This is a genomic window from Kribbella jiaozuonensis (genome assembly GCF_005233875.1).
GTDB lineage: Bacteria > Actinomycetota > Actinomycetes > Propionibacteriales > Kribbellaceae > Kribbella > Kribbella jiaozuonensis.
This window is the reverse complement of the sequence record NZ_SZPZ01000007.1, coordinates 18,666-37,135: the sequence shown is the minus strand read 5'-3', so window position 1 is coordinate 37,135 and position 18,470 is coordinate 18,666. Positions and strand designations below refer to the sequence as shown.

The following is an 18,470-nucleotide window of genomic DNA, read 5'->3' as shown; positions in this document are numbered from 1 at the left end:
ATGACCCAGACCACAGAGGCGAAACAGCGCAGTTTCCCGAGCATAGAGTTCACCGACTCCGAGGCCGGCGCGCTGGAGTTCCCGAGCTCGCAGAGCCGGTCGTACAACTACTACAAGCCGGCCAAGCTGCGGGCGACGATGTACGAGGACGTGACGGTCGACGTACAGCCGGATCCCGACCGGCACCTGAGCCAGGGCTGGATCTACGGCTTCGGCAACGGTCCCGGCGGCTACCCGAAGGAGTGGACCGCGGCGAAGTCGTCGAACTGGCACGCCTTCCTCGACCCGAACGAGGAGTGGAACCAGACGATCTACCGGAACAACTCCGCGGTCGTCCGCCAGGTCGACCTCGGCCTGCAGAACGCCAAGCGGGCCAGGGCGTACGACGCCTGGAACCCGGCCTGGCTGAAGTTCGTCGAGCGCAACCTCGGCGCCTGGATGCACGCCGAGAACGGGCTCGCGCTGCACGTCTTCACCAGCATCCAGCGATCCGGCCCGACCAACATGATCAACACCGCGGTCGCCGTGAACGCCGCGCACAAGATGCGGTTCGCCCAGGACCTCGCGCTGTTCAACCTGGACCTGTCGGAAGCCGACGTACCGTTCGACGGCTCGGCGCACAAGGAGGTCTGGCAGAGCGCGCCGGAGTGGCAGCCGACGCGTGAGGTGGTCGAGCGGCTGACCGCGGTGGGGGACTGGTGCGAGCTGCTGTTCGCCACCAACATCGTGTTCGAGCAGCTGGTCGGGTCGCTGTTCCGGACCGAGCTGGTGATGCAGATCGCGGCCCGCAACGGCGACTACATCACGCCGACGATCGTCGGCACCGGCGAGCACGACTACGACCGCGACCTGTCGTACAGCCGCAACCTGTTCCGGCTGCTGACCCGGGACGCGGAGTACGGCGAGAGCAACAAGGTGCTGTTCGGCGAGTGGCTCGCGACCTGGGTGCCGCGCTGCCTCGACGCCGCGCAGGCGCTGCAGCCGATCTGGTCGCAGCCGGCCGAGAAGTCGGTCACGTTCGCGGACAGCCTGGACGCGGCCAAGCAGAAGTTCCGTTCCCTGCTCGAGGACCTCGGGCTCGACATTCCGAAGGAGCTGGACCGATGAGCATGCAGTTCGGATCTGACGCCGAGTTCTCCAACAAGACCGGCGTGACCCTGATGAACACCCCGATCGGTCGCGTCGTCGCGCAGGTGATGGGCGCGAAGGACGGGGTCGAGCTGACGGAGTACCCGTCGATGATCCGTGTCGACGGGACCGGGCTGCTCGACTTCGACTACGCGGAGCTGTCCGACGCCCTCGGGATGGAGTTCGACGGGTCGGTGTTCGAGGAGATCTCCTCGACGCACTACGGCCGGATGGTGCACCTGGACGACAAGACCATCCTGTTCGCCAGCCCCGAGGACGCCGCCGAGTACATCGGCTTCGACCTCACCACGAAGTGAGGTCGCATGTACGAGAAGAACGGTGAGCAGTACTACATCTGCGACGCGCACATCGCGCTGTGGGACGCGCGTCCGGAGAACCAGCGCAACATCCACGGCAAGCAGTTCATCGACTGCTTCTACGACTACCACAAGAACCTCAGCCCCGAAGAGGTCGTGTGGGACTACGACACCTACACGTACTACGGCGAGCAGCGGCTGCTGAAGGACCTGTTCGAGGACGGGTACGTCGACCACGCGATCTTCCAGCCCGCGATCCTCGGCGACTTCTACAAGCGCGGGTTCGGTCAGACCGAGGACGCCCTCGCGCTGACCCGGGCGCATCCGGACAAGCTGACCTACAACCACGCGTGGGATCCGCGCCACGAGGAGGCCGGGCTCGAGCAACTCCGTAAGGACGCCGACCGGATGGGGCTGAAGGGCGTCAAGCTCTACACCGCCGAGTGGAACGGTGACTCCCGCGGCTGGAAGCTCGACAGCAAGTGGTCGCGGCGCTATCTCGAGGAGTGCCTGAAGCTCGGCATCAAGAACATCCATGTCCACAAGGGCCCCACCATCCGGCCCCTGGACCGGGACGCCTTCGACGTCGCCGACATCGACCAGGTGGCGACCGACTACACCGAGCTGAACTTCATCGTCGAACATGTCGGCCTGCCGCGCCTCGAGGACTTCTGCTGGATCGCCACCCAGGAGCCCAACGTGTACGGCGGTCTCGCGGTCGCGATGCCGTTCATCCACAGCCGGCCGAAGTACTTCGCGCAGATCATCGGGGAGTTGCTGTACTGGATCGGCGAGGACCGGATCCTGTTCTCCTCCGACTACGCGCTCTGGACGCCGAAGTGGCTGGTGGAGAAGTTCGTCGACTTCGAGATCCCGTCCGACCTGCCGGAGTACGCGCCGCTGACCACGGCGCAGAAGAAGAAGATCCTCGGGCTGAACGCGGCGGCGTTGTACGACCTCGACGTACCGGAGGAGCTTCGGCTGCCGGCCGGGACCGGGTCTCGGGAAGAGGCTGTGGCGTCATGAGCGCGGTCGCCGCATCGCTGGAGTTGGAGGCCGAGGTCGTGGCGGCGCTGGCGACCGTCATCGACCCTGAGCTGGACCAGCCGATCATCGACCTCGGATTCGTCCGGTCGATCCGGATCGACGACGCCGGCGTGACCGTGCACCTGCGGCTGCCGACCTCGTTCTGCGCGCCCAACTTCGCCTACCTGATGGCATCCGACGCAGTTGACGCCCTGCGTCGGGTGCCGGGCGTGGGTGCGGTGAGCGTGCTGCTCGACGATCACCACGACTCGGACAAGATCAACGCCGGCCTGGCCGCGAACGCGGGGTACGTCGGCACCTTCGGCAGCGAGGCCGATCAGGACCTCGACGAACTCCGTCGTACCTTCCAGCGCAAGGCGCACACGGCGGCGATGGAGCGGTGCGTGATGGCGCTGCTCCGGTCCACCGGCAAGACCATCGAGGAGATGCCGGGGCTCACGCTCTGGCACCTCCCCGGAGGTCCGCAGAAGGACGCACTACTTCGTCGGCGGACCGACATCGGGCTCGGGATCCGGCCGGAGGACCTGGTCCTGGTCGACGACGACGGCGTACCCGTGCCGCCGGACGCCGCACCGATGCGACTGCGGTTCGCGAAGTCGGTCCGGATCTCGGTCGAGGGCAACGCGCATTTCTGCCGCGGTCTGCTCAAGACCCGGTACGACGACGAGCCGCTGACAACCCGGATCACCAACACGAGGAGGACCCGATGAAGGCCGTACAGGTCGTCGGCTATCACACCAAGCTTCAACTGGCTGACGTTCCCGAGCCGAAGATCACCGGGCCGCTCGACGTTGTCGTCCGGATCGGCGGCGCCGGCGTCTGCCGGACCGACCTGCACATCCTGGAAGGCCAGTGGGCCGAGAAGAGCGGCGTACTGCTGCCGTACACGATCGGCCACGAGAACGCCGGCTGGGTGCACGCGATCGGCGACGCGGTCACGAACGTTGCCGTCGGCGACAAGGTGATCCTGCACCCGTTGATCACCTGCGGACTCTGCCGGGCCTGCCGGTCCGGCGACGACGTGCACTGCGAGGCGTCGGCGTTCCCGGGGATCGACACCGACGGCGGGTACGCCGAGTACCTGCGTACGACGGCACGCAGCGTTGTCAAGATCGACGACTCCCTGGAGCCGTCGGACGTCGCCGCCCTGGCCGACGCCGGGCTGACGGCGTACCACGCGGCGGCGAAGGCGGCGCGCACGCTCCGGCCGGGAGCTGTCTGCGTGATCATCGGCGCCGGCGGGCTCGGCCATATCGGCATCCAGGTGATGAAGGCGATCTCGGCCGCCACCCTGGTCGTCGTCGACCGCAACCAGGCCGCGGTCGACCTGGCCGTCGAGATCGGCGCCGATCACGGGATCGTTGCCGACGGCACCCACGTCGAACAGGTCCGGGCGCTGACCGGCCGGCACGGCGCGGAGGCGGTGATCGACTTCGTCGGTGAGGGCGGCGCCACCGCCGACGGGACCGAGATGCTCCGCCGGGCCGGCAACTACTACGTGGTCGGGTACGGCGAGAACCTCGACGTACCGACCATTGACGTGATCTCCACCGAGATCAACTTCATCGGCAACCTGGTCGGGTCCTACAACGACCTGCAGGACCTGATGGAGCTCGCCGCGCAGGGCAAGGTCGCGCTGCACACCACGAAATACCCGCTGGAGGAGTTCCAGCAGGCCCTCGACGACCTCGACCGCGGTCTCGTCCGCGGCCGGGCGATCCTCATTCCCTAGCGATCCAGCAGGAGGCAGACCATGGCGAAGGAACTGCGGTTCAACACCGACGCCCGGCGGTTGCTCGAGTCCGGCGTGAACGCGCTGGCCGACGCGATCAAGGTGACGCTCGGGCCCAAGGGCCGCAACGCGGTGCTGGAGAAGCTGACCGGCCCGCCGACGATCACCAACGACGGCGTCACGATCGCCCGCGAGATCCAGCTGCGCGAACCCTTCGCGAACATGGGCGCCCAGCTGGTCAAGGAAGTCGCGATGAAGACCAACGGCGTGGTCGGCGACGGCACCACCACAGCCACCGTGCTCGCCCAGGCGATGGTCCGCGAAGGCCTGCGCGAGGTCGACGCGGGCGCCAACCCGATGCGCGTACGGCGCGGCATCGAGCGGACCGTACCGGTAGTCGTCGAGGCGCTGCGCAGCCGGGCCGTCGAGGTTCGTGGCCGCGAGCAACTGCAGCACATCGCGACGCTCGCGGCCAGTGACGACGAGATCATCGGCGAGGTGATTGCGAACGCGGTCGACTGGGTCGGCCGCAACGGCGTCGTCACCACCGAGGAGTCGGACACGCTCGGGATGTCGGTGGAGGTTGTCGACGGCATCGAGTTCGACCACGGGTACGTCTCGGCGTACATGGTCACCGACCGGGAGCGGATGGAGACCGTCTACGACCACCCGCTGATCCTGCTGACCAACAAGAAGATCACGCAGGTGCAGGAGATCATGCCGACCCTCGAGGTGGCGCAACGTGCGGACCGTCCGCTCGTCGTGCTCGCCGAGGAGGTCGACGGGCCGGCGCTGCAACTGCTTGTCGGCGGCAACATGCACAACACGATGCGGTCGGTCGTCGTCCGGGCGCCCGGGTTCGGGCATCGGCGGATCGCCGAGCTGGAGGACCTCGCCACCGCGCTCGGCGGTTCGGTGATCGCGAAGGACACCGGTCTCGACCTGACCGATGTCACGCGGGAACACCTCGGCTCGTGCGACCGGATCACGATCACCGAGGACACCACCACGATCGTCGGTGGGCACGGGGACGCGTCGCTGGTGGAGGCGCGGATCTCGCAGCTGGAGAAGCAGTTCGAGCGGGCCAAGATCGACGCCGACCAGGACAGCCTGCAGCTGCGGATGGCGCGGCTGGCCGGCAAGGTCGCGGTGATCCGGGTCGGCGGCGCGACGAGTGTCGAGCTGAAGGAACGGATGCTGCGCGTCGAGGACTCCCTGGCCGCGACGCGGGCCGCACTCGAGGAAGGCGTGGTCGCCGGCGGCGGGACCGTGCTGGCCCAAGCTGCCTTCTCAGACCTCGGCCTGACCGGCGACGAGGCGATCGGGCGTGAGGTGGTACGTCGCGCGCTGGCCGAGCCGCTGCGCTGGATCGCGATCAACGCCGGGTACGACGGTGACGAGGTGGTCGCGCGGGTCGCGTCCTTGCCGGCCGGGCACGGGTTCAACGCACTCACCGGGCAGTACGGCGACCTCGTCGAGGACGCCGTGATCGATCCGCTCAAGGTCACCCGGGCGGCGTTGGAGAGCGCGGCCTCGATCGCGGCGCTGATCCTCACCACCGAGACCGCCGTGGTCGAGGAGATCATCGGCAACCCCGGCGCGATCATGGCGCCCGGCTTCGGCGATCTGGCCGAGGGCATGGTCCGTCCGTCGAACATCTATTGAGGAGCCGGCCATGAATCGACGGCACCAGCTGCTGGAGACGTTCCTGCACCGGGTTCTCGGCGTACCCCTGGACGAGGTGCACGAGGAAGCGCTCCGGCTCGAACACGGGCTGAGTGATCGGCTCGAGGAGCTGATCGACGCGGCGCTCGGGTATCCGACGCGGGATCCCTTCGGGGAGCCCATCCAGGCCAAGGCCCGCGTGTGATCGAGCCGACGCCGCCACAGCTCGCCACCGCGGCCAGGACTTTCGGCCTGTTGCTGGCGCCGGTCCGACTGCACCTGGTCGCGTTGGCGAGTTGCGGTGAGTACGACGTCGGCACGCTGGCCGCCCGGGTGGGTGTCAGCGTGCCGACGGCGAGCCAGCATCTGGCCAAGCTCCGGCTGGCCGGACTGATCAGCGCACGACGTGAGGGTCGCCGGCTGTTCTATACCGTCGACGACCCCCACGTCATCGCCCTCGTCGAGCAGATCTTCGAGCATGTCGCGCCAGACGGCACGCTCGCACCGGACCCGCCCCGACGAGCGCTCTCCGGTTGGATCGGCCGCCTGCGGGTGCCTTCCCCACGCGCGGCACCGTGACGGCGGCCAGTTGAGAGCGGCTCCCGGGCCGGATCAGGCCGGCCCGGCCCGGGAGTCTTGGGGCTAGTGAGTCGGCTTGCTCCCGCAGCAGCCGCCGGCGGCGATGGTTGCCGCGGTCGGCGGCTGCTTGACCGCGGTCTCGACGTCGGCGAGCATCCGCCGGCGTTGTGCGGGGGAGATGACCCGGCCGCGGGTGACCACGGTGTGGATCTTCCGGCTGTTGCGGATGTCGGTCAGCGGGTCGGCATCCAGTACGACGAGGTCCGCGATCTTCCGCGGTTCGACCGAGCCGAGGTCCGCCGACATCCCGAGGAACTTGGCCGGCTCGACGGTCGCGGCGTACAGCGCCTGACGCGGCGTGGCCCCGGCGCCGACGAGGTGCTCCAGCTCGTCATGCAGCGCGAAGCCTGGCACGGAGTACGGCGTACCTGTGTCGGTGCCGGCCATGATCGGTACGTCGTGCGCGAACAGCTCCCGCACGAACCGCTGCCGCCACGCCCACATCTGCTTCTGGTGGGAGATCTCCTCGGCGGACCGGTTGCCGCCGTACAGGTTCTGGATCACGTAGTCGTAGGTGCCGATCGACTCCTCACTCATGTACTTCGCGAGGTTCGGGTCGAGCTGGGTGTAGTCGATCTGGTCGAGCACGTTGTGCATGGTCAGCGTCGGCGTGACCCGGGTCCGGTTGCGGCGCAGCGTGCCGAACACATCGGCGGCGCGGGCCGGGCTGTACGTGTTGGCGGCGATCCACTCGATCGGGTGCAGCTGCCGGAACCAGGAGTTGTAGTCGCCGGTGGAGACCTTGATCGCGAGCAGCATCCGCCGTACCTCGGCCTCCCTTGTCGATACCGCCAGGCCGAGGGAGTGGATGTGCTCGATGCTGCGCTGGCCCGCGTTGCTGACCTCCTTGGAGGTGACCTCGTCCGGGCCGTGCCCGTGGACGGTCAGCCCGACCTTGCGGGCCTCGTCGATGACCGCGAGCCACGCCTCGCGGCTGAGACGCGAGTAGACCTTGACGAAGTCGGCGCCCTCGGCCTTGACCTGACGTACGGCGGCCCGCGCGGCCGCAGCGTCGCCGGCCACGATCACCTTGATCAGGTTCGGGTCCCACAGCGTCGGGTCGCCGTCGATGATGTTGCTCGCAACGACCATCCGCGGGCCGAGCAGCGCGCCGGCGGCGATCCGGTCGCGCCAGTCGTACAGCGTCGGGTTCGTGCCGGCCATCTCGCGGACCGTGGTCAGGCCGTTGGCGAGGTACAGCGGCGGCGAGACGTGCTCGTCGCCGAGGCTGTGGACGTGCATGTCGGCGAGACCGGGGATGACGTACTTGCCGGTGAGATCGAGCTCGACGGCGCCGCGGGGGACCGGGATCCGGCCGACGCCGATGATCCGTTCGCCGCTGATCAGGACGGTCTGGCGGTGGTCGCGGCGACCGGTGGCGACGTCGATGACGGTGACATTGGTGAGCGCGGTGATCTTCGTGGGCTTGACCAGGGCGTGCGCGCTGGTGGTGGTGAAGGTTCCACCGGCGAGGACAGCGGCTCCGGCGGCGGTGCGGGCGAGGAACTGACGGCGAGAACTGTTCATGCCCTTCACTATTGTCTGCGCGCTCCCGGTGGTCAGGGGTCGCAGGCAGCCGGTCCCAGGTAGGTTTTTGTCTACCCCGGCACGTACTCTTGGTGGCTGTCATGCGTACTTATGAGGTCCGCACCTACGGGTGTCAGATGAATGTCCACGACTCCGAGCGCCTGCGCGGGCTGCTGGAGGATGCGGGCTACGTCCGCGCGCCCGAGGGTGACGAGGCCGACGTGGTCGTCTTCAACACCTGCGCGGTCCGCGAGAACGCCGACAACAAGCTGTACGGGAATCTCGGCCACCTCGCGCCGGTGAAGGCCCGCAAGCCCGGCATGCAGATCGCCGTCGGCGGGTGCCTGGCGCAGAAGGACAAGGCGTCGATCGTTCGCAAGGCGCCGTGGGTCGACGTCGTGTTCGGCACCCACAACATCGGTTCGCTGCCGGTACTGCTGGAGCGGGCGCGGGTCGCCGAGGAGTCGCAGGTCGAGATCCTCGAGTCGCTCGACGTCTTCCCGTCGACGCTGCCGACCCGGCGCGAATCGGCGTACTCCGCCTGGGTGTCGGTCAGCGTCGGCTGCAACAACACCTGCACGTTCTGCATCGTCCCGTCGCTGCGCGGCCGCGAGAAGGACCGCCGCCCCGGTGACGTGCTCGCCGAGGTCGAGGCGCTGGTCGCCGAGGGCGTGCTCGAGGTGACGCTGCTCGGTCAGAACGTGAACTCGTACGGCGTGGAGTTCGGCGACCGGTTTGCCTTCGGCAAGCTGTTGCGGGCGTGTGGCTCGGTGGAGGGCCTCGAGCGGGTCCGGTTCACCTCGCCGCACCCGCGGGACTTCACCGCGGACGTGATCGAGGCGATGGCCGAGACGCCGAACGTGATGCCCTCGCTGCACATGCCGCTGCAGTCGGGCTCGGACTCTGTGCTCAAGGCGATGCGTCGTTCCTATCGCCGGGACAGGTACTTGAAGATCATCGAGGACGTGCGCGCGGCGATGCCGGATGCGGCGATCACGACCGACATCATCGTCGGGTTCCCGGGGGAGACCGAAGAGGACTTCCAGGGCACGCTCGACGTGGTCCGGCAGGCGCGGTTCGCCGGTGCGTTCACCTTCCAGTACTCGAAGCGTCCCGGGACGCCGGCCGAGTTGATGGAGGACCAGGTCCCGCGCGACGTCGTACAGGATCGGTACGAGCGGCTGGTTGCGCTGCAGGACGAGATGGCGTGGGACGAGAACAAGAAGATCGTCGGCCGGACGGTCGAGGTGCTGGTCGCCGAGGGGGAGGGGCGCAAGGACGCCGCCACCCACCGGCTCAGCGGCCGCGCTCGGGACAACCGGCTCGTCCACTTCGCGCTGCCCGCCGAGGTTGAGGCACCGCGGCCGGGTGATGTGGTGACGGTCGAGGTCACGTACGCGGCGCCGCATCACCTCAACGCGGATGTGTTCGGAGCGGTACGTCGTACTCGCGCCGGCGACGCGTGGCAGCGCTCTGTGGAGGCGCCTGCCGATGCACCTGGGGTGATGCTCGGCATGCCGACGATCGGCGCCAAGCCCTTGGAGCCTGCGACGAACGGCTGCCAGGTCGGATGACGGAAACACCCGCCCCGAACTCCCTGTCCTCGCTCCTTCCGCCTGACGCCCGGCCGTTCGCTTTCGGGCGCGACGCGGACGTCTACAACATCGACGAGGACTGGGTGCTGCGGCGCTATCGCGACGGGCACCCGGTGCGTGACGAGGCCGACTTCATGCGGCACGTCGCGAAGTACGGCTATCCGGTTCCCGCCGTCCGCGAGATCGAAGGCCCGGACATGATCGTCCAGCGCCTCGACGGCCCGACGCTCGGCGACGCGGCGATCGCCGGCGACCTCAACGCGACCGAGATCGGCCAGATCCACGCCGACCTGCACCGCCGCCTGCAAGCGATCCCGGTCGCCAGCGGTACGCCGGGCCTCGTTGTCGTCCACGGCGACCTGCACCCGCTCAACGTGATGGCCACCACCGACGGCCCCGTCGTCATCGACTGGCGCAATGCACGCGAGGGCATGGCCGAGTTCGACGTGGCCCTGACCGCGATCATCTTCGCCCAGGTCGCCCTCGACCCGGAGTACGCCGAACTCGCCGAACTGCTGCGCGATGCGCTCGGTGTCTACCTCGCCAACTCCATCGACCCGACGCCCGGCCTGCCGGACGCCCTCGAGTACCGCGGCAACAACCCGACCCTGACACCCGCGGAACTAGCCCTCCTGCCTGCACAAGAAGAACTGATCCGCGGGTATCTGTAGAGGTCAGGCGTTGAGGAACTGGGACGGCTTCAGCGCTCGGGTGACGATGCGGAGTTCGCCGATGTTGCCGGCGAAGCCCTGGTCGACCTCGTTCGCGTAGTGGCCGGCGCCGACCAGCCACGGCTTGCTAGCGGTTGCGAGGCCGTTGGACGGGGTCGCCGGATTGCGCAGCAGCTCGGACGAGTCGACGTACACGATGCTGTGCCGGCCGTCGTTCACGATCGCCAGGTGGAACCAGCGGCCGGCGACCTGCTCGTGGCCCCAGTTCGTGAACGTGTCGTTCTTGTCGAACGGGTAGACCGCCCACTGCACCTGCCGCCCGCCGGAGAACCCGAGCTTCGCCGCCGGCTCGTCCGGGTCGCTACCGGTCTTGCCCGCGTCGCGTCCGGTGCCGAGGCGGGTGAACAGCCCCTCCCACGAGTGGTCCTGCCCGTCGTCGGCCAGCTTCACGAACGCCTCGATCGTGTAGCCGCCCTTGAACGTCATCGCGTTAAGCGGCGCGTTGTCGACGGTCTGCAGATACCCGCCGCGGGCCGGGTTCTTGCCGCCCGGGAACAGCCAGCTCGCGTGGCCGGGCTGGTCCGGGTGGAACTCGTTGCTCGCCGTCGGTACGTCGCCGCCCAGCTGCTTGCGGGTGAGGTGGTTGCCCTTGCCCGACTGGTCGACCACCTGATCCGTGACCGGTCCGTCGAAACGCCAGTACGCCGCCGTACCGGGGATCAACAGCTGCGACGCCGGTCGCGCCGGCCGGACCGGCACCGGGGCGAATCCGGCGAACCGCTCGTCGAAGTCGATCGGGATGCTGAACCGGTTGACGTCATCGGTCAGCTCGATCTCGAGCTCCTCGAGTTCGTTGCGCTTGGCCGGGTCCTGGCCCATGATCCACGGCGAGATCGTCTCGACGTCGATCGTGTTCCGGGCCAGGTCGAAGTGGTACAGCCGCACCATGCCGGATCCGCCGTAGAACCGGTCCTGGTAGTTGGTGATGTGCAGGTGCACATCGTTGCCGGCGGCATTCTTCCGCGTGACCCGGCCGGGCGGCCAGTAGTGCCCGTTCATCGTAATGAAGATCTGGTCGTTGTTGTCGATCAGTTGGTCCCAGACCCGGTTGCCCTGGTCGCTGAAGTACGCGGTCGGATCGCCCGCGTCGGCGTACACGATCTCGTGCGTGGTCAGGATGACCGGCAGCTTCGGGTGCTTGGCGATCACGTCGCGGGCCCAGGCGAAGCTCGCGTCCGACGGGCGCCAATCCATTGCCAGCAGCAACCATTGCCGGCCGGCTGCGCGGAACACGTGGTACGAGTTGTACCCGTTCGCCGTCGATCCGCCGTACGTCGGCATCCAGCGGAACCGCCGCGGGTTGAACGTGTCGAGGTACGGCGACGGGCCGCGGGTGTCGTCCTTCGCCCCGTCGATGTCGTGGTTGCCGGCGAGCACGGAGTACGGGAAGCGGGCGCGGTCGAGGATCTTGAAGACCGGGTCGGCCTGGGCGAACTCCATCGCCAGCGCGTTCTCGGTGACGTCGCCGAGGTGCGCCATGAACACGATGTTCTCGTCGGCGCGGTTGTCGATCAGCCAGTTGAACGTCGCCGTCAGCGGCGCGGGGTCACCCCGGTCCTGGTCGAACTGGTACTGCGTGTCCGGCACGACCGCGAGCGTGAACCGCGGGTGCTCGGTGTCGATCCGCCCACTGCTCTTGGCCTCGACCTGGCCGGTCGCCGCGGCGCTTCCGGTGCTGAGCGCACCCGAGGCAATCACCGCGCCCGCGCCGAGTGCCCCCGCCTGCAACAGCTTCCGCCGGCTGGTCCCGTCGTACCGCTCGTTCATCGCCCCACGCTCCCAAGCTCGCTGACACCGCAGCGAACACTAGAGCCCCGGGCGTCCAGGAACGGTGAACTCAGGCGAAACCCTGGGCGATCACCGCAGGAAGCCCACGCCCGTCCGCCACCGCCGCCAGCACCCGCGCCTCATGCGGCACCAACGGCTCCGGCAACTTGTCCAGCGAGTACCACTCCAGCCCCGCAGCCTTCTCCGGCTCCATCAACCGCGGCTCACCCGACCAGGTCGACGCCATGAAGAAGAAATCCACCCGCTCGTCGATCGGATCCCCGTTCCCACCCGTCCGATGCATCGCCGTCAACGGCACCAGCTCGGCCGCGTCAACGTCGATCCCCACCTCTTCCTTCAACTCCCGTACGGCAGCCGCAATCGCCGACTCCCCCTGCTCAACATGCCCCGCCGGCACCGCCCAATACCCATCCATATATCCGGTATTGGCCCGCAGCAACAACAACACCTCATCCCCCCGCCGAACCACCACATACGCCGCCGGCACTACGCGAAACCGATTCATACACGCAGCCTAGACACCTACCGTCTTCGTCATCACGCAGTGGTTCTTGCCTTTGGGGCGGAGGTAGGTGAAGCCGGCTTGTTCGAAGAGGGAGCGGGTGCCGTTGTAGAGGAAGGAGGCGGTGATCTTCTTGCCGCCGGTGTCCTGGGGGTAGGTCTCGACGACCCCGCCGCCGGCCGCGGCGATCAGCTCGAGGGCGCCGCGGAGAGCCACCGCCGAGACCCCTTGCTGCCGGTAGTTGCGGTCGGTGAAGAAACAGGTGAGGCGGTAGTCCGGCGGGCGGTCCATGCCCTTCTCGTACTCCTTGCGGTGGTTGATGTTCGGCAGCTCGCCCGGCGGGCCGTACTCGAGCCACCCCACCGCGAGCTCACCGTCGAACACGAGCGCCGCGTGAGCCCGACCCTCCATGACCAGGCGATGCTTGAGGTCGCGGTTGCTCTCCGCCTCGAACGTCTTCTCCTCGTGCATCGTGTGGAAGAACGTGCACCAGCACCCACCCCACACCCCGTTGTGCCGCTCCGCGAGCGCCGCAAACGCATCCCACGTCTCCGGCCCGAGCGCCCGGACCGTCAACTGCTCAACATCCACCTTGGCCTTGACCATGAGCTGAGCGTACGACGCAATCCGGACGATCTGCGTCCGGAGTCAGATTCCGGTGCACGTGGACATCGCCGTCCGGAAATCTGCCGCCGGATCGGTCGAGCCGGTCCGGCTGCGCCACGCAACATGGCCGTCGGGTCGTACGAGGACCGCGCCGTCGGGCTCGACGCCGTACAGCTCAGGCCACTCGGGCTCGGGCACAACGTGGCTATCGACCGGTACGCCGACGGACCGGCCCGCCGCGTCACGCCACGGGTCTCCCGGTGGGGCGGTCAGCAGAACGAAGTGCCGATCGAACAGATCGATGGTGGAGGTCCCATCGTTCAGCCACAGATGCGGCGCCCGGCAACCCGGCGCAGCGTTCTGCCGGTAGTCGGAGCCAGGTGGATCAGCATCCGGACTGCCGTCGTCGGCGATGATCGCCGAGCGGTACTGGTACCCCATGTCGAGCTGACCGAGACTGCGCCCGCTGAACGGAGATCCGTTCCCGCTGAACAGCCGCGACCACGCGGCGCCGGTCTCATCGGCGTTCTGCCGGCCCACCGGCTCCCGCTCGTCGGCGTAACTGTCCAGCAGCTTCGTACCGTCGTTGCTGTAGGCAATCTTCCAGGCGAGGTTGTGTACGTCGTGCATCGCCGCGCTCACACCGGTCGCGCCCGCCGGCGGGAAGCGGTGGGCAGCATCGCCAGTGAGGAACACCGGTCTCTGTGCGTACTGCGAGGCCGACTGCGCTGCGGCGGTCCACGGACTAGCGGCCAGGATCTCCACGTCCAGATCGGGAAGCCCGAGGACCTGACGTACTGCTGCGGCAGGATCGTCCTCGGTCGTCGTACCAGGTCGGCTGATCACCCAGCGGTCGTCGGTGTGGGTCCAGATCAGCGCCGCCCCGGTGTCGGTCAGGAAGTAGATTCCGCGCGGCCGGGCACCGGTCCAGCTGCTCAGGTCGGCCCGGAACGCGATCATCGTCTGCCGGCCCAGGTCGTCGGGGCCGTGCATCTCGATGCCGAGCCGGCGCCGTACGCCGCTGCGTGCGCCGTCGGCCGCGATCATCCATCGCGCGCGGACGTCCGTCGTACCGCCGCCGTGCTGGTCGACGACGGTGGCCAGCACACCGCCGTCGTCGATCCGGAACGATTCCAGCAGTACGCCGGTTCGCAGCTGCGCCGGTGAGTAGGCGCGCGCGTGGTCCCGCAGTACCGCCTCGAAGACGTCCTGCGAGACGGACAGGCCGTCGCACGGGCTGACCACGGTCTTCGCGGTGGATGTCACGTCTTCACGAAATGGTTCAGTGGTCAGGTCGGCCTGAAACTGTGCCCCAGGGGTGATCGGCAGCTCGACGGCGCGCAGGTCGGGCTCGACGCCGCAGACACGCAGGATCTCCATCGCCCGGGAGTGCACGCCGCGAGCCCGGGGCAGCGGGGACGGACCGACGCGCTTGTCGATGAGCAGAGACTCCACGCCGTGCCGGGACAGCAGCAAGGACGCGGTCAGGCCGGCCGGGCCGCCGCCGACGATCAGCACAGGCGGTTCAGGAGTCATCGCGATACTCTCTTCGTCATAGTGAGACTATGATGAAGAGAGTGATACGCTGCCGACGTGGCTGTCAAGAGGGAAGGACCGACCCACCGGCAGCGGCAGGCTCTCGCCACGAAGTCCGCGATCGCCGCGGCGGCCCGTCGCCTGTTCGCGACCCAGGGGTACGTCGGTACCACGATCACCGCGATCGCCGAGGCGGCCGATATCCCGGCGCCGACGATCTACTCCGCGTTCGGCGGGAAGTCCGCGATCCTGCGCGCGATCGCCTGGGAGGCGACCGGGACGCTCGACGTCGACCGGACCCACGCCGAAGCCCTCGCCCAGTCCGACCCCCGCGACGGCCTGCGGATGGCCGCGAACCTCCAGCGCCGGCAGTACGAGGTGATGTACGACGTCATCGACATCTATCAGGAAGCGGCCCGGACCGACCCCGACATCGCCGCAGACATGCAAACCATCCTGGCCAACCGGGAACGAGCCTTCCGCCGCCACCTCGAAGCCATCACCCCGCACCTCACTGTGGAGGTCGACGAAGGCGTAGCCATCTACCAAACCCTCGTCCTGCCCGAGGTCTACCGCACCCTGGTCCTCGAACACGCCTGGCCTCTGAACCAGTACGAAACCTGGCTGGCCAACTCCCTCATCACCCAGCTCACCGGATAGCCGGAACACGGGGGGTTGTCGACATGGCGAAGGGCCGCAACCTGGTTGGTTGCGGCCCTTCGGGGGAGATCAGGCGGACTGGTTCGGCTTGTCCGGGATGTCGTCGTTCTGGCCGTCCAGGTTGTCCAACCCTTCCTTGGCCTTCTCGACGCCGGTGTCGATCTTGTCGCCGTACTTGCCGCCCGTCTTCTCGTCGACGAAGTCACCGGCCTTGTCCAGACCTTCACCGACCTTGTCGCCGTGCTCGTTGACCAGGTCAGTGGCCTTGTCCTTCAGGTCCTCGGCCTTGCCCTTGAACTTGTCGAAGATGCCCATCTCGGGGGCTCCCATTCCTGCGTAGTTGAGTGCTTACAGACAGCTAGCGGTGATCTTCGCACCTGCAACGCCGGAACTGTGGGATCTCCGCGAGCGCCATGCTGAAACGACGCCGGACAAATTGAGTAGTTGTCAGACGCCGTCGCCCGACGGTTCCGACTCTACGTCGCCGCCGCTGTCTTCACCCTCGTCACCGGTGGATTCGACATCGCCACCGCTGAACTCGACGTCACCGCCGCTCTTCTTCGCCTCGACATCGCCGCCGCTGCGCTTCGCGGCCGCCAGGTCGTCGACCTCTTCCCCCAGGCCGAGCGCGTCCTTGGCCGCGTCCGACTCTTCTTCGAACCCGTTCGTCACGTGGTTTCCTCCCGTAGAAATGTTTCCAGCTCCAGGCGTTCTTACCGAACACGGAGGGTCATCCACAAGGCCGGTCCGCACCTCTTGGCGAACTCTTAGAGTGACAGCTGCGAGACTGGGGCGATGTCCGATCCACTCGTCGTCGCGGTCGTCGGCCCCACCGCGGCCGGGAAGTCCGACCTGGCCGTCGCGCTGTCCAAGCACCTCGACGGCGAGGTGGTGAACGCGGACGCCATGCAGGTGTACCGCGGCATGGACATCGGTACGGCGAAGATCAGCGCGACGGAGCGCGACGGCGTACCGCACCATCTGCTCGACATCCTCGACGTCACCGAGACCGCGACCGTGGCGGAGTTCCAGCAGCTCGCCCGCGCGGCCATCGACGACTGCATCGACCGGCAGCGCACCCCGGTCCTCGCCGGCGGATCGGCCCTGTACATCCGCGCGATCCTCGACGATTTCGTCTTCCCCGGCACCGATCCCGTCGTCCGCGCCCGCCTCGAGGCCGAGCTGGAAGCCCACGGCTCCGGCGCACTCCATGCCAGGCTGCAAGCGACAGATCCGAAGGCCGCCGAGCAGATCCTGCCGAGCAACGGGAGGCGGATCGTCCGCGCGCTCGAGGTCGCCGAGATCACCGGCGGCCCGTACGTCGCCACGCTGCCCGAGCACCGCTACATCTACCCGGGCGCGATCCAGCTCGGTCTCGACGTACCGCGGCCCGAACTCGACGCGCGGATCGACCTCCGGGTGGACCGGATGTTCGACGCGGGGTTCGTGGCCGAGGTGCGAGGACTGCTGGACAAGGGTTTGATTGAGGGGAAGACGGCCAACCGCGCACTCGGGTACTCGCAGGTGATCGCGTTGCTGAACGGTGAGATCGACGAAAAGCAGGCCCGGGAACGGACCGCCCAGGCCACGCGCCGGTTCGCGCGCCGGCAGGACTCGTGGTTCCGTAAGGACCAACGCATCAGTTGGCTGCAGTACGACGACCCCGATCTGGTGGAGAAGGCTTTTCGAGTGATAGCCCAGGGCAACCGCAGGGGGACCGGCGGCGTAGTCGGGGTGGAAACGAATGCGAGGGGGTGACCGTGAGGCCGAGTTCCGTGAGTACCTGCTCGCGGACCGCACGAGGCTGATGAGGACGGCGTTGCTGCTCACCGCGGGTGATGTGCACACCGCCGAAGATCTGGTCCAGACCGCCTGCACGCGGGTCTACGTGCACTGGCACCGGATCAAGCACGAAGGCGCGGGCCCGTATGCACACCGCATCCTGGTCAACGCCTTCCTGGACGAGCGCCGTCGCGCCGGCCGCCACCCCGAGGTGGTGACGGCGGAGACGCTCGAGCCGCGGCTGACCGACGTACCTGATCAGACCGACACCCTCGCCATCCGGGACGCGTTGCTGGACCTCGCGCCGCGGCAGCGGGCGGTGCTGGTACTGCGGTACTTCCAGGACCTGGATGTCGCGACCTGCGCACGGATCCTGGAGTGCACCGAAGGAACCGTGAAGAGCCAGACCGCTAAGGCGCTGAAGCGGCTGAAGGACCTGATGTCGGAAGAGACGGATCGCAAGACGGGGAGTGGTTGAGAACACCGATGGACGACGTGAAGAGGCTGTTGGAGGGCTTCGCGGACCGCGCGGCCGAGGCGCTGCCGGATGCTGACATCGAGGCCGATGTCACCCGCGGCCGCCGCGCGCTGCGCCGGATCAAACGCCGGCGTCGCGTCACCGGTGTGCTGTGTGTTGCCGCGGTCTCGGCGCTCGCGCTCGCGATCGGCAATCAGGTGAAGTGGTGGGGCAACAGCACCGAGGTGGCCGGCGGTGGCGAGGCGGAAACATCCGCGTCCTCGACGCCCGCAACCGCACCGGCGGCCGAGCCGTCGAAGGGCGAGACGATGTCGATGTTCGGAGCCTCCGTCGTCCAGTTGGTCGCCAACAACCAGCCATGGCACACGATCGACTGCGCCCTGACGCCGAAGGGGTGGACTGCGGAGACCCCGATCGCCGCCAACCGCGTCGTACTCTCCCAGCCGGCGATGCGTACTGCGGACACTGCCACCAAGGTCGTCCTGCAAGCAGCCCCGCAAGCACGCAGCCTGTCCGCGGTCCGCGTCACCGACGGCAGCGGCAAGACCTTCCACATCGGCACCCTCGACGGCCGCCTGACCGGTCAGGTCAAGCTGGCCGACCAGTGGCTGCTGGTCGAGCTCCCGACGGGCACGGTCGAGTGGCCCGACGACGTACTCCGACGTTTCATGGACTCCTGCACGGTGAACTAGTACTGGCGTGAAGCCCTTCTGTGGGATAGCAAGGGCATCTATCCA

General features: G+C 67.9%; 21 protein-coding genes. 14 read left to right on the top strand and 7 right to left on the bottom strand.

Annotation, left to right across the window (positions count from 1 at the left end; genetic code table 11):
• Genes FDA38_RS38655 through FDA38_RS38620 form a run of 8 tightly spaced genes read left to right on the top strand, consistent with a single transcriptional unit; the run spans window position 1 to window position 6,468 of the window.
• Window positions 1–1,107, top strand: a complete 1,107-nt coding sequence (locus tag FDA38_RS38655; protein ID WP_137259175.1) for an aromatic/alkene monooxygenase hydroxylase subunit beta — start codon at window positions 1–3, stop codon at window positions 1,105–1,107.
• Entirely contained in the window at window positions 1,104–1,445 is a 342-nt protein-coding gene (gene mimD, locus FDA38_RS38650; RefSeq protein ID WP_137259174.1) for a propane 2-monooxygenase effector subunit MimD, read from the top strand. Before FDA38_RS38655 ends, mimD begins: the two co-directional genes overlap by 4 nt.
• Window positions 1,446–1,451: 6 nt before the next feature.
• A complete protein-coding gene (locus FDA38_RS38645; RefSeq protein ID WP_137259173.1) occupies window positions 1,452–2,471 on the top strand; it encodes an amidohydrolase family protein in 1,020 nt (339 codons plus the stop codon).
• Entirely contained in the window at window positions 2,468–3,202 is a 735-nt protein-coding gene (locus FDA38_RS38640; protein WP_137259172.1) for an iron-sulfur cluster assembly protein, read from the top strand. The genes FDA38_RS38645 and FDA38_RS38640 overlap by 4 nt, the downstream gene beginning before the upstream one ends.
• Window positions 3,199–4,224: an NAD(P)-dependent alcohol dehydrogenase gene (locus FDA38_RS38635; protein WP_137259171.1), complete on the top strand. Its 1,026-nt coding sequence runs from the start codon at window positions 3,199–3,201 to the stop codon at window positions 4,222–4,224. Before FDA38_RS38640 ends, FDA38_RS38635 begins: the two co-directional genes overlap by 4 nt.
• A 21-nt stretch (window positions 4,225–4,245) precedes the next feature.
• Window positions 4,246–5,889, top strand: a complete 1,644-nt coding sequence (groL, locus tag FDA38_RS38630) for a chaperonin GroEL (RefSeq protein WP_137259170.1) — start codon at window positions 4,246–4,248, stop codon at window positions 5,887–5,889.
• Between the two features lie 10 nt (window positions 5,890–5,899).
• Window positions 5,900–6,094 (top strand): metal-dependent transcriptional regulator, encoded by a 195-nt coding sequence (locus tag FDA38_RS38625; protein ID WP_137259169.1) that lies wholly within the window; start codon window positions 5,900–5,902, stop codon window positions 6,092–6,094.
• The gene (locus FDA38_RS38620; protein WP_137259168.1) at window positions 6,091–6,468 is read left to right on the top strand and encodes an ArsR/SmtB family transcription factor; all 378 of its coding nucleotides are present in this window, start codon (window positions 6,091–6,093) and stop codon (window positions 6,466–6,468) included. Before FDA38_RS38625 ends, FDA38_RS38620 begins: the two co-directional genes overlap by 4 nt.
• Before the next feature lie 63 nt (window positions 6,469–6,531).
• Here the strand turns inward: FDA38_RS38620 and FDA38_RS38615 are convergent, their stop codons facing one another.
• The gene (locus FDA38_RS38615; RefSeq protein WP_137259167.1) at window positions 6,532–8,055 is read right to left on the bottom strand and encodes an amidohydrolase family protein; all 1,524 of its coding nucleotides are present in this window, start codon (window positions 8,053–8,055) and stop codon (window positions 6,532–6,534) included.
• 101 nt (window positions 8,056–8,156) lie between these two features.
• On the opposite strand from FDA38_RS38615, the gene miaB reads away from it, so the two are divergent.
• Together miaB and FDA38_RS38605 are read left to right on the top strand one after the other, a co-directional pair.
• Window positions 8,157–9,629 carry a tRNA (N6-isopentenyl adenosine(37)-C2)-methylthiotransferase MiaB gene (miaB, locus tag FDA38_RS38610; RefSeq protein WP_137259166.1) on the top strand — a complete coding sequence of 491 codons (1,473 nt, stop codon included), beginning with the start codon at window positions 8,157–8,159 and terminating at the stop codon, window positions 9,627–9,629.
• Window positions 9,626–10,321 (top strand): phosphotransferase, encoded by a 696-nt coding sequence (locus tag FDA38_RS38605; RefSeq protein WP_137259165.1) that lies wholly within the window; start codon window positions 9,626–9,628, stop codon window positions 10,319–10,321. The genes miaB and FDA38_RS38605 overlap by 4 nt, the downstream gene beginning before the upstream one ends.
• 3 nt (window positions 10,322–10,324) lie before the next feature.
• Here FDA38_RS38605 and FDA38_RS38600 read toward each other — a convergent pair whose 3' ends face one another.
• The 4 genes from FDA38_RS38600 to FDA38_RS38585 all read right to left on the bottom strand — a co-directional run bounded on the left by FDA38_RS38600 (window position 10,325) and on the right by FDA38_RS38585 (window position 14,813).
• Window positions 10,325–12,148 (bottom strand): LamG-like jellyroll fold domain-containing protein, encoded by a 1,824-nt coding sequence (locus FDA38_RS38600; protein WP_137259164.1) that lies wholly within the window; start codon window positions 12,146–12,148, stop codon window positions 10,325–10,327.
• A 70-nt stretch (window positions 12,149–12,218) separates the two neighbouring features.
• Window positions 12,219–12,674 (bottom strand): NUDIX hydrolase, encoded by a 456-nt coding sequence (locus FDA38_RS38595; protein WP_137259163.1) that lies wholly within the window; start codon window positions 12,672–12,674, stop codon window positions 12,219–12,221.
• Between the two features lie 9 nt (window positions 12,675–12,683).
• Window positions 12,684–13,277 (bottom strand): M15 family metallopeptidase domain-containing protein, encoded by a 594-nt coding sequence (locus tag FDA38_RS38590; protein WP_137259162.1) that lies wholly within the window; start codon window positions 13,275–13,277, stop codon window positions 12,684–12,686.
• Window positions 13,278–13,319: 42 nt separating this feature from the next.
• The gene (locus tag FDA38_RS38585; RefSeq protein WP_137259161.1) at window positions 13,320–14,813 is read right to left on the bottom strand and encodes an FAD-dependent monooxygenase; all 1,494 of its coding nucleotides are present in this window, start codon (window positions 14,811–14,813) and stop codon (window positions 13,320–13,322) included.
• A 57-nt stretch (window positions 14,814–14,870) separates the two neighbouring features.
• Between FDA38_RS38585 and FDA38_RS38580 the strand changes: the two genes are divergently transcribed.
• Window positions 14,871–15,473, top strand: a complete 603-nt coding sequence (locus FDA38_RS38580) for a TetR/AcrR family transcriptional regulator (protein ID WP_137259160.1) — start codon at window positions 14,871–14,873, stop codon at window positions 15,471–15,473.
• A gap of 69 nt (window positions 15,474–15,542) precedes the next feature.
• On the opposite strand, the gene FDA38_RS38575 is transcribed toward FDA38_RS38580, so the two are convergent.
• Together FDA38_RS38575 and FDA38_RS38570 are read right to left on the bottom strand one after the other, a co-directional pair.
• The gene (locus FDA38_RS38575; RefSeq protein WP_137259159.1) at window positions 15,543–15,788 is read right to left on the bottom strand and encodes an antitoxin; all 246 of its coding nucleotides are present in this window, start codon (window positions 15,786–15,788) and stop codon (window positions 15,543–15,545) included.
• A 132-nt stretch (window positions 15,789–15,920) separates the two neighbouring features.
• Complete coding sequence (locus FDA38_RS38570; RefSeq protein ID WP_137259158.1) at window positions 15,921–16,145, bottom strand: hypothetical protein; 225 nt, start codon at window positions 16,143–16,145, stop codon at window positions 15,921–15,923.
• A 123-nt stretch (window positions 16,146–16,268) separates the two neighbouring features.
• Here FDA38_RS38570 and miaA point away from each other — a divergent pair, with 123 nt between their 5' ends.
• Genes miaA through FDA38_RS38555 form a run of 3 tightly spaced genes read left to right on the top strand, consistent with a single transcriptional unit; the run spans window position 16,269 to window position 18,425 of the window.
• A complete protein-coding gene (miaA, locus tag FDA38_RS38565; RefSeq protein WP_137259157.1) occupies window positions 16,269–17,231 on the top strand; it encodes a tRNA (adenosine(37)-N6)-dimethylallyltransferase MiaA in 963 nt (320 codons plus the stop codon).
• The gene (locus FDA38_RS38560; protein ID WP_137259156.1) at window positions 17,218–17,733 is read left to right on the top strand and encodes a SigE family RNA polymerase sigma factor; all 516 of its coding nucleotides are present in this window, start codon (window positions 17,218–17,220) and stop codon (window positions 17,731–17,733) included. Before miaA ends, FDA38_RS38560 begins: the two co-directional genes overlap by 14 nt.
• Before the next feature lie 8 nt (window positions 17,734–17,741).
• Entirely contained in the window at window positions 17,742–18,425 is a 684-nt protein-coding gene (locus tag FDA38_RS38555; protein ID WP_137259155.1) for a hypothetical protein, read from the top strand.
• Window positions 18,426–18,470: the final 45 nt, after the last annotated feature.

What these genes read in the sequence shown, in the direction of transcription:
- FDA38_RS38555 (WP_137259155.1), top strand. Translation starts at nt 17,742, where the DNA reads ATGGACGACGTGAAGAGGCTGTTGGAGGGCTTCGCGGACCGCGCGGCC.
- FDA38_RS38615 (WP_137259167.1), bottom strand. Translation starts at nt 8,055, where the DNA reads ATGAACAGTTCTCGCCGTCAGTTCCTCGCCCGCACCGCCGCCGGAGCC.
- FDA38_RS38560 (WP_137259156.1), top strand. Translation starts at nt 17,218, where the DNA reads ATGCGAGGGGGTGACCGTGAGGCCGAGTTCCGTGAGTACCTGCTCGCG.
- groL (WP_137259170.1), top strand. Translation starts at nt 4,246, where the DNA reads ATGGCGAAGGAACTGCGGTTCAACACCGACGCCCGGCGGTTGCTCGAG.
- miaA (WP_137259157.1), top strand. Translation starts at nt 16,269, where the DNA reads ATGTCCGATCCACTCGTCGTCGCGGTCGTCGGCCCCACCGCGGCCGGG.
- mimD (WP_137259174.1), top strand. Translation starts at nt 1,104, where the DNA reads ATGAGCATGCAGTTCGGATCTGACGCCGAGTTCTCCAACAAGACCGGC.
- FDA38_RS38590 (WP_137259162.1), bottom strand. Translation starts at nt 13,277, where the DNA reads ATGGTCAAGGCCAAGGTGGATGTTGAGCAGTTGACGGTCCGGGCGCTC.
- FDA38_RS38625 (WP_137259169.1), top strand. Translation starts at nt 5,900, where the DNA reads ATGAATCGACGGCACCAGCTGCTGGAGACGTTCCTGCACCGGGTTCTC.
- FDA38_RS38600 (WP_137259164.1), bottom strand. Translation starts at nt 12,148, where the DNA reads ATGAACGAGCGGTACGACGGGACCAGCCGGCGGAAGCTGTTGCAGGCG.
- FDA38_RS38575 (WP_137259159.1), bottom strand. Translation starts at nt 15,788, where the DNA reads ATGGGCATCTTCGACAAGTTCAAGGGCAAGGCCGAGGACCTGAAGGAC.
- FDA38_RS38645 (WP_137259173.1), top strand. Translation starts at nt 1,452, where the DNA reads ATGTACGAGAAGAACGGTGAGCAGTACTACATCTGCGACGCGCACATC.
- FDA38_RS38605 (WP_137259165.1), top strand. Translation starts at nt 9,626, where the DNA reads ATGACGGAAACACCCGCCCCGAACTCCCTGTCCTCGCTCCTTCCGCCT.
- miaB (WP_137259166.1), top strand. Translation starts at nt 8,157, where the DNA reads ATGCGTACTTATGAGGTCCGCACCTACGGGTGTCAGATGAATGTCCAC.
- FDA38_RS38585 (WP_137259161.1), bottom strand. Translation starts at nt 14,813, where the DNA reads ATGACTCCTGAACCGCCTGTGCTGATCGTCGGCGGCGGCCCGGCCGGC.
- FDA38_RS38655 (WP_137259175.1), top strand. Translation starts at nt 1, where the DNA reads ATGACCCAGACCACAGAGGCGAAACAGCGCAGTTTCCCGAGCATAGAG.
- FDA38_RS38595 (WP_137259163.1), bottom strand. Translation starts at nt 12,674, where the DNA reads ATGAATCGGTTTCGCGTAGTGCCGGCGGCGTATGTGGTGGTTCGGCGG.
- FDA38_RS38635 (WP_137259171.1), top strand. Translation starts at nt 3,199, where the DNA reads ATGAAGGCCGTACAGGTCGTCGGCTATCACACCAAGCTTCAACTGGCT.
- FDA38_RS38640 (WP_137259172.1), top strand. Translation starts at nt 2,468, where the DNA reads ATGAGCGCGGTCGCCGCATCGCTGGAGTTGGAGGCCGAGGTCGTGGCG.